Source organism: Glycocaulis sp., from assembly GCF_051859565.1.
In the GTDB taxonomy this organism is placed as follows: domain Bacteria; phylum Pseudomonadota; class Alphaproteobacteria; order Caulobacterales; family Maricaulaceae; genus Glycocaulis.
This window is the reverse complement of the sequence record NZ_JBHYFK010000001.1, coordinates 292,939-306,839: the sequence shown is the minus strand read 5'-3', so window position 1 is coordinate 306,839 and position 13,901 is coordinate 292,939. Positions and strand designations below refer to the sequence as shown.

General features: G+C 63.7%; 15 protein-coding genes. 6 read left to right on the top strand and 9 right to left on the bottom strand.

Translation table 11 applies throughout. The features are described 5' to 3' along the window. Positions 1-5: 5 nt before the first annotated feature. The 7 genes from atpD to ACTIGC_RS01420 form a co-directional block, all read right to left on the bottom strand. Positions 6-1,445 (bottom strand): F0F1 ATP synthase subunit beta, encoded by a 1,440-nt coding sequence (gene atpD / locus ACTIGC_RS01450; protein WP_439632715.1) that lies wholly within the window; start codon positions 1,443-1,445, stop codon positions 6-8. 73 nt (positions 1,446-1,518) lie between these two features. Further along, a complete protein-coding gene (locus tag ACTIGC_RS01445) occupies positions 1,519-2,403 on the bottom strand; it encodes a F0F1 ATP synthase subunit gamma (protein ID WP_439632714.1) in 885 nt (294 codons plus the stop codon). A 33-nt stretch (positions 2,404-2,436) separates the two neighbouring features. Further along, positions 2,437-3,972 (bottom strand): F0F1 ATP synthase subunit alpha, encoded by a 1,536-nt coding sequence (gene atpA, locus ACTIGC_RS01440; protein ID WP_439632713.1) that lies wholly within the window; start codon positions 3,970-3,972, stop codon positions 2,437-2,439. Positions 3,973-3,980: 8 nt separating this feature from the next. Then, the gene (locus tag ACTIGC_RS01435) at positions 3,981-4,541 is read right to left on the bottom strand and encodes a F0F1 ATP synthase subunit delta (RefSeq protein WP_439632712.1); all 561 of its coding nucleotides are present in this window, start codon (positions 4,539-4,541) and stop codon (positions 3,981-3,983) included. A gap of 200 nt (positions 4,542-4,741) precedes the next feature. Then, entirely contained in the window at positions 4,742-5,035 is a 294-nt protein-coding gene (locus tag ACTIGC_RS01430; RefSeq protein ID WP_439632711.1) for a type II toxin-antitoxin system RelE/ParE family toxin, read from the bottom strand. Next, positions 5,028-5,282, bottom strand: a complete 255-nt coding sequence (locus tag ACTIGC_RS01425; protein WP_439632710.1) for a type II toxin-antitoxin system ParD family antitoxin — start codon at positions 5,280-5,282, stop codon at positions 5,028-5,030. Before ACTIGC_RS01425 ends, ACTIGC_RS01430 begins: the two co-directional genes overlap by 8 nt. A 65-nt stretch (positions 5,283-5,347) precedes the next feature. Continuing rightward, a complete protein-coding gene (locus tag ACTIGC_RS01420) occupies positions 5,348-7,537 on the bottom strand; it encodes a primosomal protein N' (RefSeq protein ID WP_439632709.1) in 2,190 nt (729 codons plus the stop codon). 147 nt (positions 7,538-7,684) lie between these two features. Between ACTIGC_RS01420 and ACTIGC_RS01415 the strand changes: the two genes are divergently transcribed. The 4 genes from ACTIGC_RS01415 (at position 7,685) to ACTIGC_RS01400 (ending at position 10,421) form a co-directional block, all read left to right on the top strand. Further along, entirely contained in the window at positions 7,685-8,368 is a 684-nt protein-coding gene (locus ACTIGC_RS01415; protein ID WP_439632708.1) for a DUF484 family protein, read from the top strand. Next, positions 8,365-9,300: a tyrosine recombinase XerC gene (locus ACTIGC_RS01410; protein ID WP_439632707.1), complete on the top strand. Its 936-nt coding sequence runs from the start codon at positions 8,365-8,367 to the stop codon at positions 9,298-9,300. The genes ACTIGC_RS01415 and ACTIGC_RS01410 overlap by 4 nt, the downstream gene beginning before the upstream one ends. A 190-nt stretch (positions 9,301-9,490) precedes the next feature. Further along, entirely contained in the window at positions 9,491-10,120 is a 630-nt protein-coding gene (locus ACTIGC_RS01405; RefSeq protein WP_439632706.1) for a hypothetical protein, read from the top strand. A gap of 4 nt (positions 10,121-10,124) precedes the next feature. Then, positions 10,125-10,421, top strand: a complete 297-nt coding sequence (locus ACTIGC_RS01400; protein WP_439632705.1) for a winged helix-turn-helix domain-containing protein — start codon at positions 10,125-10,127, stop codon at positions 10,419-10,421. Here the strand turns inward: ACTIGC_RS01400 and ACTIGC_RS01395 are convergent, their stop codons facing one another. Both ACTIGC_RS01395 and ACTIGC_RS01390 read right to left on the bottom strand, forming a co-directional pair. Beyond that, entirely contained in the window at positions 10,422-11,939 is a 1,518-nt protein-coding gene (locus tag ACTIGC_RS01395; RefSeq protein WP_439632704.1) for an SLC13 family permease, read from the bottom strand. A gap of 101 nt (positions 11,940-12,040) precedes the next feature. Continuing rightward, positions 12,041-12,277, bottom strand: a complete 237-nt coding sequence (locus ACTIGC_RS01390) for a zinc-finger domain-containing protein (RefSeq protein WP_439632703.1) — start codon at positions 12,275-12,277, stop codon at positions 12,041-12,043. 145 nt (positions 12,278-12,422) lie between these two features. Here ACTIGC_RS01390 and ACTIGC_RS01385 point away from each other — a divergent pair, with 145 nt between their 5' ends. Together ACTIGC_RS01385 and ACTIGC_RS01380 are read left to right on the top strand one after the other, a co-directional pair. Next, the gene (locus ACTIGC_RS01385) at positions 12,423-13,403 is read left to right on the top strand and encodes an ABC transporter ATP-binding protein (RefSeq protein ID WP_439632702.1); all 981 of its coding nucleotides are present in this window, start codon (positions 12,423-12,425) and stop codon (positions 13,401-13,403) included. A gap of 43 nt (positions 13,404-13,446) precedes the next feature. Further along, positions 13,447-13,797 (top strand): hypothetical protein, encoded by a 351-nt coding sequence (locus ACTIGC_RS01380; protein ID WP_439632701.1) that lies wholly within the window; start codon positions 13,447-13,449, stop codon positions 13,795-13,797. Positions 13,798-13,901: the final 104 nt, after the last annotated feature.

Sequence of the window (13,901 nt, the reverse complement as noted above, 5' to 3'; positions counted from 1 at the left end):
TACGCCTACGCGGCCTCGGCGGCCAGTTTCTGCGCCTTCTTCACCGCGTCCTCGATCGTGCCGACCATGTAGAAGGCAGGCTCCGGCAGGTGGTCATACTCACCATCGCAGATCGCCTTGAAGCCTTTCACGGTCTCCTCGACCGGCACCTGGATGCCCGGCGAGCCGGTGAACACTTCGGCGACGTCGAAGGGCTGGCTGAGGAAGCGCTCGATCTTGCGGGCGCGGGCCACGGTCAGCTTGTCCTCTTCAGACAGCTCGTCCATGCCCAGGATCGCGATGATGTCCTGCAGAGCCTTGTAGCGCTGAAGGATTTCCTGCACGCGGCGGGCGGTGGCGTAGTGCTCTTCACCCACGATGCGCGGCTCAAGAATGCGCGAGGTGGAATCGAGCGGGTCCACGGCCGGGTAGATACCTTTTTCCGAGATGGCGCGGTTGAGCACCGTCGTCGCATCAAGGTGGGAGAAGGTGGTGGCCGGTGCCGGGTCGGTCAGGTCGTCGGCGGGCACGTAAACGGCCTGCACAGACGTGATCGAGCCTTTCTTGGTCGAGGTGATACGCTCCTGCAGCGCGCCCATGTCGGTGGCCAGCGTCGGCTGATAGCCCACCGCCGACGGGATACGGCCCAGAAGCGCGGACACTTCGGCGCCAGCTTGCGTAAAGCGGAAGATGTTATCGACGAAGAAGAGCACGTCCTTGCCCTCTTCATCGCGGAAATATTCTGCCTGTGCGAGGCCGGAGAGCGCCACGCGGGCACGCGCGCCCGGAGGCTCGTTCATCTGGCCGAACACGAGGGCGCAACGCGAACCTTCGGTGGAGCCGTTGTTTTCCTTCGGGTCCTTGTTCACGCCGGACTCGATCATCTCCCAGTAAAGGTCGTTACCTTCACGGGTACGCTCGCCGACGCCGGCAAACACGGAGTAGCCGCCGAACAGTTTGGCGATATTGTTGATGAGTTCCTGGATCAGCACGGTCTTGCCGACGCCCGCGCCGCCGAACAGGCCGATCTTGCCGCCCTTGGCGTAGGGGCAGAGCAGGTCGATGACCTTGATGCCGGTCGGCAGGATTTCAGCCTCGGTGGACTGCTCGTCAAATTCCGGGGCCGGACGGTGGATCGGGGCGCGCTGGTCGAACACGACATCGCCTGCCTCGTCGATCGGCTCGCCGGTGACGTTGAGGATGCGGCCGAGCGTGCCCGGACCGACCGGCACGGTGATCGGCGAGCCGAGGTCCACGACCTCACCGCCGCGCTGCAGGCCTTCAGTGGCGTCCATCGCGATAGTGCGCACCATGCTCTCGCCGAGGTGCTGGGCCACTTCCAGAACCAGCTTCTGGTCACCATTCATGGTTTCCAGCGCGTTCAGGATGGGGGGCAGACCGCCTTCGAACTTCACGTCGACAACAGCGCCTGTCACCTGTGCGATACGGCCCTTGAGATTGCTCATGATCGTCTCAGCCTCTTTTACCAATCCCCTGCGCTTTGCAGGAGGCGTTCTCTAATGTGTGTGACCCGCTGCCCTAGACCGCCTCGGCCCCGGAGATGATCTCCGTAAGCTCGGTGGTGATCTTGGCCTGGCGGGTACGGTTGTATTGTAGGTTCAGCTTGTTGATGAGCTCGCCGGCATTACGCGTGGCGTTGTCCATTGCGGCCATCCGCGCGCCCATCTCGCCCGCCGCATTCTCCAGCAGGGCGGAGAGGATCACGGTGTCGACATAGCGCGGCAGGAGAGCGGCCAGAATGGCCTCTTCGTCCGGCTCGTACTCATAGATGGCGCCCTTGAGATCAGGGGCAGGCGCATCGGGATCAATGGCTTCACGGGCCGGAATGAGCGTGCGGGCCTTCGGCTTCTGGCTGATGACCGAGATGAACTCCGAAGAGACCAGCTCACACACGTCAAACCCGTCCGCCTCAAAAAGTTTGCGCAGCTCGTCGCCGACGCGTGCGGCGAGCGCTGCCGGGCTGGCGGCATCTTTCAGCTCAATTGCGCTGACGATCCGGTCACGATGCAGGCGCTTGAGGGCATCAAACCCCTTCTTGCCGACCGTGATGATCTTCACGTCCTTGCCTTCGCTGACGAGCGTCGCGACACGTTCGCGCGCCAGACGGGCAATATTGGTGTTGAAGCCGCCACACAGGCCACGGTCAGCGCTGAGCACCAGCAGAAGCACCGTATCGGACTTGCCCGTGCCGGTAAGCAGGCGCGGCGTTTCCGGGCCGGCCACAACGCCATTGGCGAGATTGGCCATGACCTGCGCCATTTTCTGCGCATAGGGGCGCGCTGCCTGCGCGCTGTCCTGCGCGCGGCGCAGCTTGGCTGCGGCCACCATCTGCATGGCCTTGGTGATCTTCTGCGTGGATTTCACGGAGGAAATCCGGCTGCGCAGTTCTTTCAAGCTCGCCATCGATTATGCCTCGGTCAGCCTTGCCCCTGCACCCTAGCCCGCGAACCGGGTGACGAACGCTTCAAGCGTCTTGACCAGCTCTGCTTCCGACGCATCCGACAGCTTCTGTTCTGAACGGATTGCATCAAGCAGCTTGGCCTTGTCGGCGTGCAGGTGCTGGAGCAGTTCCGTCTCAAAGCGGCCGATATCCTTCGTGGCGATCTTGTCGAGATAGCCGCGCGTACCGGCGAAGATCACGCAGACCTGCTCGTCCATGGACAGCGGCGAGAATTGCGGCTGCTTCAAGAGCTCGGTCAGGCGCTCACCACGGGCCAGAAGGCGCTGGGTAGCGGCATCGAGATCAGAGCCGAACTGGGCAAAGGCCGCCATCTCGCGATACTGGGCAAGCTCGCCCTTCATCTTGCCGGCAACCTGCTTCATGGCCTTGGTCTGCGCGGCGGAACCCACGCGGCTGACCGAGAGGCCGACGTTCACGGCAGGACGGATGCCCTGATAGAAGAGCGTCGTTTCCAGGAAGATCTGGCCGTCCGTGATCGAGATCACGTTGGTCGGGATGTAGGCCGACACGTCATTGGCCTGCGTCTCGATGATCGGCAGAGCGGTGAGGGAGCCCGAACCGTGGTTCTCGTTGAGCTTCGCGGCGCGCTCCAGGAGGCGGGAATGCAGGTAGAACACGTCGCCAGGATAGGCTTCGCGGCCCGGCGGGCGGCGCAGCAGCAGCGACATCTGACGGTAGGCGACGGCCTGCTTGGAGAGGTCATCATACACGATCAGAGCATGCATGCCGTTATCGCGGAAATACTCGCCCATGGCGCAGGCGGTGAAGGGCGCGAGGAACTGCATCGGCGCCGGGTCAGAGGCCGTCGCGGCGACAACAATGGAGTATTCCATCGCGCCGTTTTCTTCCAGCGTCTTCACGATCTGGGCGACCGTGGAGCGCTTCTGGCCGATGGCGACATAGACGCAGTAGAGCTTCTTGCTCTCGTCATCGCCTTCGTTGATCTGCTTCTGGTTCAGGATCGTGTCGAGCGCAATGGCGGTCTTGCCGGTCTGGCGGTCGCCAATGATCAGCTCGCGCTGGCCACGGCCGACCGGGATCATCGCATCGATGGCCTTGATGCCGGTTGCCATCGGCTCGTGCACGGATTTGCGGGGCAGGATGCCCGGCGCTTTCACGTCCACGCGGCGGCGCTCGGCCACGTCCTTGATCGGACCCTTGCCGTCAATCGGCTCGCCCAGCGCGTTAACGACGCGGCCCAGAAGGCCCTTGCCGACGGGGGCGTCAACGATGGAGCCCAGACGCTTGACGGTGTCGCCTTCCTTGATGCCCCGGTCATCGCCGAAGATCACGCAGCCGACATTGTCGCTTTCCAGGTTCAGGGCCATGCCCTTGACGCCGCCGGGGAATTCCACCAGCTCGCCAGCGCGCACCTCGTCGAGGCCGTAAACGCGCGCAATACCGTCACCGACGGAGAGCACCTGGCCGACGTCAGAGACGTCCGCTTCCGCACCGTAATTCTTGATCTGATCCTTCAGGATCGCAGAAATCTCAGCTGCCCGGATGTCCATGGCGGTTCTCAAGCCTCTTTCATCGCCTGTTTCACGCCGTCCAGCTTGGTCCGGAGTGAAGAATCGAACATGCGCGAACCTACCTTCACGGTAAGCCCGCCAATGAGTTCCGGCCGCACTTCGGCCCGGATCTCAACTTCCCGCCCGAGGGCGGTTTTCAGTGCCGTCGTCAGCTCCTTGAGCTGCGTGGCGGTCAGCGCGTCAGCGCTGGCAATATCTGCGGTAACGGCGCCGCGATGCGCGGCGGCCAGCGCGGCGAAAGCAACCGTCATGGCCGGCAGATCGCCCGCGCGGCCATTGCGGGCCACGACGCCGATGAATTTGGTGCCGAGCGGCGACAGTTTGAGCGCTTTGGCCAGTGCGCCAAGCGCCTTCACCTTGTCGTCAGCCTTGTGCATCGGGCTGGCAACCGCGCGGGCGAGCTCGCCCGATTCGGCAAAAGCTTCAGCCAAAGACGCCATGTCGGCCTCGGCCTTCGCCAGCGCCTTGGTTTCAAGGGCCAGATCGAACAGCGCGCGCGCATAGCGCTGCGCGGCTTCGTTTGAAATTGCGTTACCGGCGCTTGTCACCGTTTTTCGCCCGCTCTCTTCTCTGTGGTTAGCGCCAAATAGGGTCTGGCCGAAAGATCAGACCCAAGCACTTGAGATATTGAGGTTTTTCAAAAGACCACCTTGGCCGTGCAAGGACAGTCCCGTTCAGTCCGGCGCCCACCTAGCACAAGGGTTTGAGGGCGGCAACCTGCCCGCGCGCAAACGGCGCAGGCGGCGCTTCAGGAAAATGCATCCCGGCTGCTCTGACGGGTGTGCAGGACGCGCAATATTTCGATGCCTGGAGGCATCTGCCGGTACCAGACGTCATGGCGGCCAGCCGGAAAGCTGAACACACCGGGCCGGACATCGCCGCGCTGACGGCCAAGGCCGGGCATGCTGGCCAGCCTCACAAACACGGCTTCAAGTTCGAAAATGTAGGCGTTGCGCTGATCCCGGCCCCACATCGCCTCGGTGTAGAGTGCAATATCGCGCAAATCGGCCTTGGCTTCAGCTGAGAGACGAAGCTCAGCCACGCCGCTCACGGTCCAGCTCGGCGATAAAGTCCTTCGCGTTCCAGTCCAGCAGCTCCCCGCGTTCGGCCTGTTGCAGGCCGATATCGATCTGGGCGCGCAGGGCTTCGATATCCTCGGCCTCGGTGCGTTCAGCGCGGATGCGTTCGCGCAGAGCCTCGCGGATCACCTCGCTGGCGTTCGAATAAAGGCCGCTTTCCACCTTCTCGCGGACCCATTTTTCGAGCGTTTCGGTGAGCGAGATATGCATGTCTGCCTCCATGATCTGACAGGAATGATACACAAAATGTCAGATCATGTCGCGTTTATGCCGTCTCATAAAAACGAGTACGGCTCGATATCGACACGGGCGCGGATCGATGAAGGCAGTTTGAAGCGCGCCATCCAGGTCGCCATGAAGGCGGACACATCCACATTGCGCTGGGCCTGCACCAGAAAGCGCCGCCGGTAGCGCCCGCGCACAACCGCCAGCGGCGGTTCGGCTGGCCCGAAGAGTTTCACATCATCGCTCAAGGGCGCTGCTGCAGCCGCGATTTTCGCGGTCTCGGCCAGCAGGCGCTCATCGGTGCCGGACATCACCAGAGCCGCCAGCCGCCCGAAGGGTGGCAGGCCGAGCTGCTCACGCATCATCGCTTCCAGATCGAGGAAGCTGTCGCGGTCTCCTGCCAGTAGCGCCTGTATCGCCTCGTGCTCCGGTTCATGGGTCTGCAGCAGTGCCCGGCCCGGACGGTCGGCGCGCCCGGCCCTGCCCGCCACTTGCACCAAAGTCTGATAGGTGCGCTCCCCTGCGCGCAGATCACCGCCTTTAAGGCCCAGATCAGCATCGACCACGCCGACCAGCGTCAGTTTTGGGAAGTTATGGCCCTTGGCGGCAATCTGGGTGCCGACCAGAATATCGATCTCGCCAGCCTCCATGCGGGCAATCAGCTCGCGCACGCCATTGGGCCCGGCGGCACTGTCGGAGGAAAACACCTCCACGCGCGCCTCAGGAAAGCGCAAGGTGGCTTCTTCCGCCACGCGCTCGACACCGGGGCCGACGCTGGTCAGCGAATCAATCGCGCCGCATTCCGGGCAAGCCTTCGGTTTGGGCATGGAAAACCCGGTCGTGTGGCAGATGAGCCGCCCGGTATAGCGGTGTTCCACCAGCCAGCGGTCGGTATCCGGGCTTTTCATCTTGTGCCCGCAGGCCCGGCACAGGACCAGCGGCGCATAGCCGCGCCGGTTGAGATAAAGCAATACCTGCTCGCCGCGCGCTATCGTGTCCGCCATGGCGGCGGTCAGAGGCGGGGACAGCCAGTGGCCCTGCTCTGGCGGATGCTCGCGCAGATCAATCGTCTCGATCTGTGGCAAGACCGCAGAGCCTGCCCGCGCCGCCAGCCGGATATGGCCGTAGCGGCCCGCGCGGGCATTGACGAGGGTTTCAAGGCTGGGCGTGGCGCTGGCAAGGATCGCCACGGCGCCTTCGATCTTGGCGCGCGCCACGGCCAGATCGCGGGCGTGATAGGACAGGCCCTCATCCTGCTTGTAGGTCGGGTCATGCTCCTCATCGACCACGATCAGGCGCAGATTGCGATAGGGCAGGAAGATGGCCGAGCGCGCGCCTGCAATGATACGGGCGCGCCCCGCCGTGATCTCGCGCCAGGCCCGGCGGCGCTCCGTTGGCCCGATAGCCGAATGCCAGAGCGCAGGCGGCACCCCGAAACGCTCTTCAAACCGGGCGGTAACGGCCTGTGTCAGAGCGATTTCCGGCAGGAGCACCAGCACTTGCGCATCGGGCTCACGGCGCAGCAGCTCGGCTATGGCTTCCAGATAGACTTCCGTCTTGCCTGAGCCCGTCACGCCATCAAGAAGCGCCGCCTGAAAGCCACCCGCGGCAACAAGACGGCGCAGCTGGCTGGCCGCTGCCTCCTGCCCGTCATTGAGCGTGAGGCCATCGCGATAGGGGTCAGGCGCAGGAAAAGGCTGGTCGACATCGCGCGCTTCGGCGCGCAGCGCGCCAGCATCGGCGAGTCCCTTCACCACGCCGGGCGATACGCCTGCGCGCCGGGCGAGTTCGGCGCCGCTGGCCGGTTCTTGCGTGGCCGCATCCAGCACGGCCTGACGCGCAGGCGTCATCCGATCCGGTATTGCGCCTGTAGGATGGTAAAGCGTCTCGGTGGGAGATGGCGCGAGGCCGCCCCGGCTGCGCAATGTCGCCTGCAGGACGAGGCCGGGGTTTTCAGCGAGATAGCGCGCCGTCCAGTCGACAAAATCGCGCATGGCGGCGGTAAAGGGCGGCGCGTCCAGGCGCTCGGCCACGGGCTTCAGGGGCCGGTTGCCGCCGGTTCCGTCACGCACTCCCCAGACGACGCCATGGCTGAGCCGTTTGCCTAGCGGCACCACGACATGATCGCCTTCGCTCAGCTCCATGCCTTCCGGCACGGCGTAGTCGAATGCCTCCGGCAAGGGCAGGGGCAGCAGGACGGTAGCGATCTGAGGGGTGGACGGGTCTCGATTCGCGCTCATCCGGCCATCCTAGCGGCGCCGCGCAGTTCGTGCAGGTGAGTTAACGCATCTGGAACCGGTCTCATGCAAAAGTGCCTGCATAGACAAGCGCCCCCGCCAAGAGGGGCAGACAAACAGGATGGATGGATAATGATCGGCATGAAACGCATGCGCAGCAACGCTATGCCCACAACCTGCAATGCAGACGACACGCCGGACTGGCGCAGCGCCATACTGGCCGATCCGTCGCGCGTGCTGGCTGATGGCGAGCTGATGAATGCGCTGCTGGGCGTACGCCATGACGGGAATATCGCCGATCTCAATGCGGCGGCCCGCGCGCGCCTGCAGAGCGAAATCACCCTGCTGAAAGCAGCCAAGGAAGATTTGCAGGACATGCTGCGGGGCAATCTGGCCGCTCAGGCAAGCGCACATGCTGCTGTGATGGGCCTGATGGACGAGCCGACACTGGCCGCGCTCGACCGCCGCCTTGCGGGCCATACGGCGACCACGCTGGGCCTTGAGGCTGTGCGGGTATGTCTTGAGGGTATCACCGCCCTGCCGCGCGCGATTGCGATACTGCCTGCTGCGCCGGGCCTGAAAATGACCATGCTGGGAGAGATGTCCGAACGCCTTGGCGCGCCTGATCCACGCCTTTCCGGGCCGATTTATGGTGTGCAGGCCAGCCGTGTGGCGAGCGAAGCCGTCATTGCACTTGAGGGGCGCGGCTTCTCCGGCATTGTGTGCCTTGGCTCTGCCCGCCGGGACGCCTTCCGGCCCAGCGATGCGGCCGATCTGGCTCATTTCCTGGCCCGTATTCTCGAACGCCGGCTGGAGGCCCTTCTGCCGCGATGACGCAAGGCGCTGCCCCCACGGCCCTTGTGGCCGGTTTCCTCACGCATATTGAGGGCGGGCGGCGCTATAGCGCCCACACGGTAAAGGCTTATGAGCGCGATCTGGGCCAGTGGCTCGCCTTCCTGACCGCTCACAAGGGCCGCGCTGTTACCTCAAAAGACCTCTCTGAACTCTCCGGCACAGACTGGCGGGCCTGGCTGGCTGACCGGCGCAGGGACGGGGCTGGTCCGCGCACGCTGCAACGGGCTCTCTCCGCCGTGCGCAGCTTCTACGCCTTCGTGCGCGCCCGCCACGGTATCGACAATGCAGCGTTGGCTCTGGTCGAAGCGCCGCGCGCGCCGCGCCGCCTGCCAAGGCCCGTCAGCGAAGCGGCGGCAAAGGCGATGCTGGACGATGCAGGGACTGCCCATAGCGAAGCCTGGCATGGCGCACGCGATACGGCCGTGCTGGCCCTGCTCTACGGGGCGGGGCTTCGCGTGTCCGAAGCGCTTTCGCTTATGGGCCGTGATTATCCGCTGGCGGATGCCTTGCGTATCACCGGCAAGGGCGGACGCACGCGGCTGGTGCCGGTGCTGAGACCAGTACGCGAGGTGGTGGATGCCTATGTCACCGTCTGCCCTTTTCCGCTGGCCGCAGACCAGCCGCTCTTTAAGGGTGCGCGCGGCGGGGCGCTGAATGCGCGCGCGGTGCAGCGCTGTGTCGAGCGTATGCGCGGCGCTCTTGGCCTGCCCTCGACGGCTACACCCCATGCCCTGCGCCACGCTTTCGCTACGCATTTGCTGGCTGGGGGCGGGGATCTGCGCGCGATACAGGAATTGCTGGGTCACGCCTCGCTCTCGACCACGCAAATCTATGCCGAGGTGGATACAGCGCGCCTTTTGTCGGTGCACGCGGCCACGCATCCAAGGGCGAGGCGGGCGGCTGGCGGGTAGTGCTCTGCCGCGGCTCCCTTCGTCATTCCAGCCCTGCGCGCAACGAAACAATTTCCCGCCCTTCTTCCCCTTCCGACCTTCTTGTCACATCCTTTCCCACAAACTTTGCATTGCAAAGTAATTTGTTCTGTGCCATGAAAGAGCGAGCTGACCCGAATCAGCGCATTCGCCGTGTGAAGGAGGCGCACCCATGAATACCGACCGCAAGACCGCCGCCAGCGCCGATCTGGCTTACTTACGCGAGATGGCAGAAGCCGGTGCGAAGGCGCCCCTTCTGGGCGGGCGCTTCATGGTCTGGTGGGGCGGACTGGCAAGCCTGACCTTCCTGACCCATTGGGCCGTCATTGCCGACATTCTGCCGTTGGGCTGGGGCGTACTGCTTCCGATGTGGGTCGGCTTCATGGTAGTGGGCAGCTTCGGTCAGTTCCTGTTGGTCCGGACGGTACGCCGCAAGCCGGGCGCAGGCTCAATGGGAAACCGTGTGCAGGCCGTCGTCTGGCCGTCCGTGGGCGCCGCCCTGATGGCCTATTTTTTCGGGATACTGGCCGGAGTTTATGTGGGCGGGCTGCCAGCCGTCTTCTTCAACAGCATGCTGGCCGTAGGGTTTGCCGGTTACGGCATGGGATGGATGATTGATGCGCTGATCTCGCGCCAACGTATGCTTCTGGTACCCGCGATCATATCGTTCGCCGCCACGTTCGCCTGCGCCGCCCTGATGATGACTGTCGAAACCTATCTGGTTGCATCAGCGGGCATGTTCCTTGGCACCTTCCTGCCCGGCCTGTGGGTGATGACCAGGGAACCGAAGGACCTGGTGTAGCGCCATGGCCGATTTCAACTCCTCAGACCTCGATGACGTCATTCACGGGCGCATGCGCCTGGGACTGATGGCGTATCTGGCCAGCGTCGAGGCGGCGAGCTTTGGCGAGCTGAAAGACCGCACCGGGGCGACCGACGGCAATCTGTCCACGCACCTCAGAAAGCTGGAGGACGCTGGCTATGTCGCCATCACCAAGCGCTTTGTCGACCGCAAGCCGCGTACCGATGCGGCCCTGACCGATGCCGGACGCAAGGCCTGGATCGCCTATCTTGATGATCTGAAAAAGCTCGTGGGCGAGTAATCAGGCGGGAAAGACAAAGGGCGCCAGGAAGCTGGCCAGCATCGCGATGAGCGGCGCGGCCACCAGGTTGATACGAAAACCGGCCTTGATCATCTGCCCCATCGTCACCGCGCCGGACGCATAGACAATGGCATTGGGCGCGGTCGCCACCGGCAACATGAAGGAACAGCTCGCCGCCAGCGCCACCGGCAGGATGAGATGCTCTGCTGGCACACCCGCCGCCGCCGCGACACCGCCCAGCACGGGGAGAAAGGCCGTCGTGGTGGCGACGTTGGAGGTCAGCTCGGTCAGGAAGACGACCATGAAGGCAAGGATCAGCACGACGATGGGCAAGGGCAACGCCGCGACGATCGCCAGATGAGAGCCGATCCATGCCGACAGCCCCGTCGCGTCCATGGCCGCTGCCAGTGAGAGGCCGCCCCCGAACAGGATGAGCACGCCCCAGGGCAGGCGCTGGGTCGTCTCCCAGTCCATCAGGGCGCGGCCTTTGCCATCGGGCCCTCCGGCAGGGATGAGGAACATGGCCAGCGCGCCCATCATGGCGATCTGCATGTCATTCAGGCTGAGCGTGATGGGCAGGTTCAGCGCTGCCGAGAGCCATGACAGGAGCGGATTCCAGCCAAAGCTTATATCGGGCATGCCAATCAGCACGCCCGGCAGGTCACGCCCCATCCAGAGCAGCGCGACCGTGCCAAACGCCATGGCGACACGCCGTTCGGGCGTTGTCATGCGCCCTAGCGCCTTCTTCTCGGCGATGACCAGCGCATGGCCATCACCACTGCCGGCACGGGAGGGAATCTTGAAGGCGAAGCGCGTCAGGATGATCCACGCTGCAGGAATGATGAGCGCGGCAGCCGGCAGGCCCAGCATCATCCACTCAGGAAAGCTGATCGAGCGCTCTACAGTGCGCTCCAGATAGCCGATGGCGATGAGGTTGGAAGGCGTGCCGACAGGCGTGGCCAATCCGCCAATGGAGGCTGAGTAGGCAATCGCCAGTGCCAGTGCGGGCGCGAACATTTTCGCGTCGACGCCTTCTTTCTCCACCGCTTCGGCGACTTTCAGCGCGATGGGGATCATCATCAGCGTGGTCGCGGTGTTGGATATCCACATTGACAGAACGCCCGACGCGATCATGAAGCCCAGAAGCATAAGCGAGGGGCGCGAGCCGAAGGCCGCCACCACATTCAACGCGATACGCGCGTGCAAATTCCAGCGCTCTATGCCCAGCGCGACGATAAACCCGCCCAGCAATAGCAGTACGATGGGGTCGGCGTAGGGGAAGGCGGCATCGCGGGCGCTGGCAATGCCGAACAGGGGAAACAATGCAAGCGGAACAAGGGCGGTGGCAGCAATCGGAATAGCCTCGCTGGCCCACCAGCTTGCCATCATCAGGGCCAGAGACAGGCACAGCCAGGCTTCGCGCGAAAGGCCGTCAGGAAGAGGGATGCACTGCAGGCCAACGGCCAGCACCAGCCCCGTCACCAGCCCGATACGGCGCGGTGTCCACGCAAAATTCACGTGATGAACTCCCCCGGTTTAACCTCGCGCCTCTTCTCGCGGGCGCATCCCGTCAGGAGTTAAGCCGGTTTGGCGCTGTCAGGGCAACAGTGCGCGCGACGCTAATGACCGTCTGATCCGGCTTTCAGCACGAAGCGGCGGTCGCAATAGCCGCACTCGACGAAATCATCATCACCCATATCGTACCAGACGCGCGGATGGCCGAGCGCACCGCCGCCGCCATCGCACATGACGCGCTTGGACGTGACCTCGATCACTTCAGGTGCAGGAAAAGCCGCCCGCGCAGCCACGGGTGACTTCACCTTTTCCGCAGGAGCCTTTTCGCGCGTACGGGCCATGTATATCCCCTGATGGCAGTTCAGGCGTGCGCCAGCGTGGACGCCAGTGCGCAAGCCCCTTAAGTTCACTCTGCTTTAGTTTTAGCCGCTACGCGCGTCAATCATCACGCCCGCGCCCGGCTCACACATCCAAGGCCTCAATGCCATGACCCAGCCCAACCTGCCCGATTTTGCCATCATCGCCGAAGGCCTTGAAAAGACCTATGCCGGATCGAAAAAGCGCGAGCCCAAGCAGGCCCTCAAAGGCATTGACCTGAAAGTGCGCCGCGGCTCGATCTTCGGGTTGCTGGGACCCAATGGCGCGGGCAAATCGACCTTCATCAACATCCTCGCCGGGCTGACCAACAAGACTGGCGGCACGGCCAGCATCTGGGGTCATGACATCACCGCAGCCGCGCGTCAGGCCCGTGCCTCGATCGGCGTCGTGCCGCAGGAAATCAATATGGACGTGTTCTTCACGCCCTTTGAGACGCTGGAGCTGATGGCGGGGTTTTACGGCGTACCCAAGAGCGAGCGGCGCTCCGATGAACTGCTTGAGGTGATGGGCCTTGCCGACAAGCGCAATGCCTATGTGCGCCAGCTATCGGGCGGCATGAAGCGGCGCCTCCTGATCGCCAAGGCGCTGGTGCATAACCCGCCCGTACTGGTGCTCGATGAGCCGACGGCAGGCGTGGATATCGAGCTGCGCCGCCAGCTCTGGGAGTATGTGGTCAAGCTGAACGGGCTGGGCGTTACCATCGTCCTGACCACACACTATCTCGAAGAGGCTCAAGAGCTGTGCGACGAGATCGCCATTATCGACCAGGGCCGCGTCGTCGCGTGCGAACCCAAGCACAGCCTGCTGCGCCGTCTGGACCGCAAGACGCTGATTATCGAGGCCGAGGACGCGTTGTCAGCCATTCCGGCCGGGTTTGAAAGGCTGGATGCTGATCTGCGCGATGGCGCGCTGACCATTACCTACCGGGCCGGACAGACATCGGTGGGCGATCTCATCGCGCGCTTCAATGAAAGCGGCCAGCGCATCCGCGACCTGAGAACCGAAGAACCCGACCTGGAGGATGTTTTCCTCGCCCTTACGTATAATAGCGGGCAAGCTGGGGCGCAGGAGGCCAAGGCGGCGCGCTGACCAGCAGTGCTGACGGGGGCCTAGCCATCCGGGAGAACCGGCCATGATGCGCTTTTTCAAATCCGTCGGAGCCGCGAGCCTGTGCGCTATTGGACTGGGGCTTGCATTTGTCCTGATCTTCCACATCCAGCCGGTCTCGCTCGCAGGATGGGCCGTGCTCGGCCTTCTGGCACTTGCCGCTTTTGCCACGGCCCTCATTGCCTATCGCTGGATGATGGGCGCAGAATTTTATCCCAAGGACAGCGAAGGCAGCCACGGTGAAGGCTATGCCACCGGCGTCGGATTTGGCCGCGCTTCACGGCGGCGGCGCGACGAGGAGGATGACCCCGACGCGTCCTTGCGGCGTGGCAGCGGCGGCGTCGACGATAGCGGCGGTGAAGACGGCTTGCTCTGAACAGAATTGCCGATATATGAAATGTTATACATATACAACAAAACGCTTGTGATCTGCACAGGGCGCGATTATAGCTTGCCGTCATGAGAGTCCGGCGTTTCGTG

Bases quoted from the DNA above. Each gene is read 5' to 3' on its own strand.
- atpD (WP_439632715.1), bottom strand. From the start codon at position 1,445: ATGAGCAATCTCAAGGGCCGTATCGCACAGGTGACAGGCGCTGTTGTC.
- ACTIGC_RS01445 (WP_439632714.1), bottom strand. From the start codon at position 2,403: ATGGCGAGCTTGAAAGAACTGCGCAGCCGGATTTCCTCCGTGAAATCC.
- atpA (WP_439632713.1), bottom strand. From the start codon at position 3,972: ATGGACATCCGGGCAGCTGAGATTTCTGCGATCCTGAAGGATCAGATC.
- ACTIGC_RS01425 (WP_439632710.1), bottom strand. From the start codon at position 5,282: ATGCATATCTCGCTCACCGAAACGCTCGAAAAATGGGTCCGCGAGAAG.
- ACTIGC_RS01420 (WP_439632709.1), bottom strand. From the start codon at position 7,537: ATGAGCGCGAATCGAGACCCGTCCACCCCTCAGATCGCTACCGTCCTG.
- ACTIGC_RS01415 (WP_439632708.1), top strand. From the start codon at position 7,685: ATGCGCAGCAACGCTATGCCCACAACCTGCAATGCAGACGACACGCCG.
- ACTIGC_RS01410 (WP_439632707.1), top strand. From the start codon at position 8,365: ATGACGCAAGGCGCTGCCCCCACGGCCCTTGTGGCCGGTTTCCTCACG.
- ACTIGC_RS01405 (WP_439632706.1), top strand. From the start codon at position 9,491: ATGAATACCGACCGCAAGACCGCCGCCAGCGCCGATCTGGCTTACTTA.
- ACTIGC_RS01400 (WP_439632705.1), top strand. From the start codon at position 10,125: ATGGCCGATTTCAACTCCTCAGACCTCGATGACGTCATTCACGGGCGC.
- ACTIGC_RS01390 (WP_439632703.1), bottom strand. From the start codon at position 12,277: ATGGCCCGTACGCGCGAAAAGGCTCCTGCGGAAAAGGTGAAGTCACCC.
- ACTIGC_RS01385 (WP_439632702.1), top strand. From the start codon at position 12,423: ATGACCCAGCCCAACCTGCCCGATTTTGCCATCATCGCCGAAGGCCTT.
- ACTIGC_RS01380 (WP_439632701.1), top strand. From the start codon at position 13,447: ATGATGCGCTTTTTCAAATCCGTCGGAGCCGCGAGCCTGTGCGCTATT.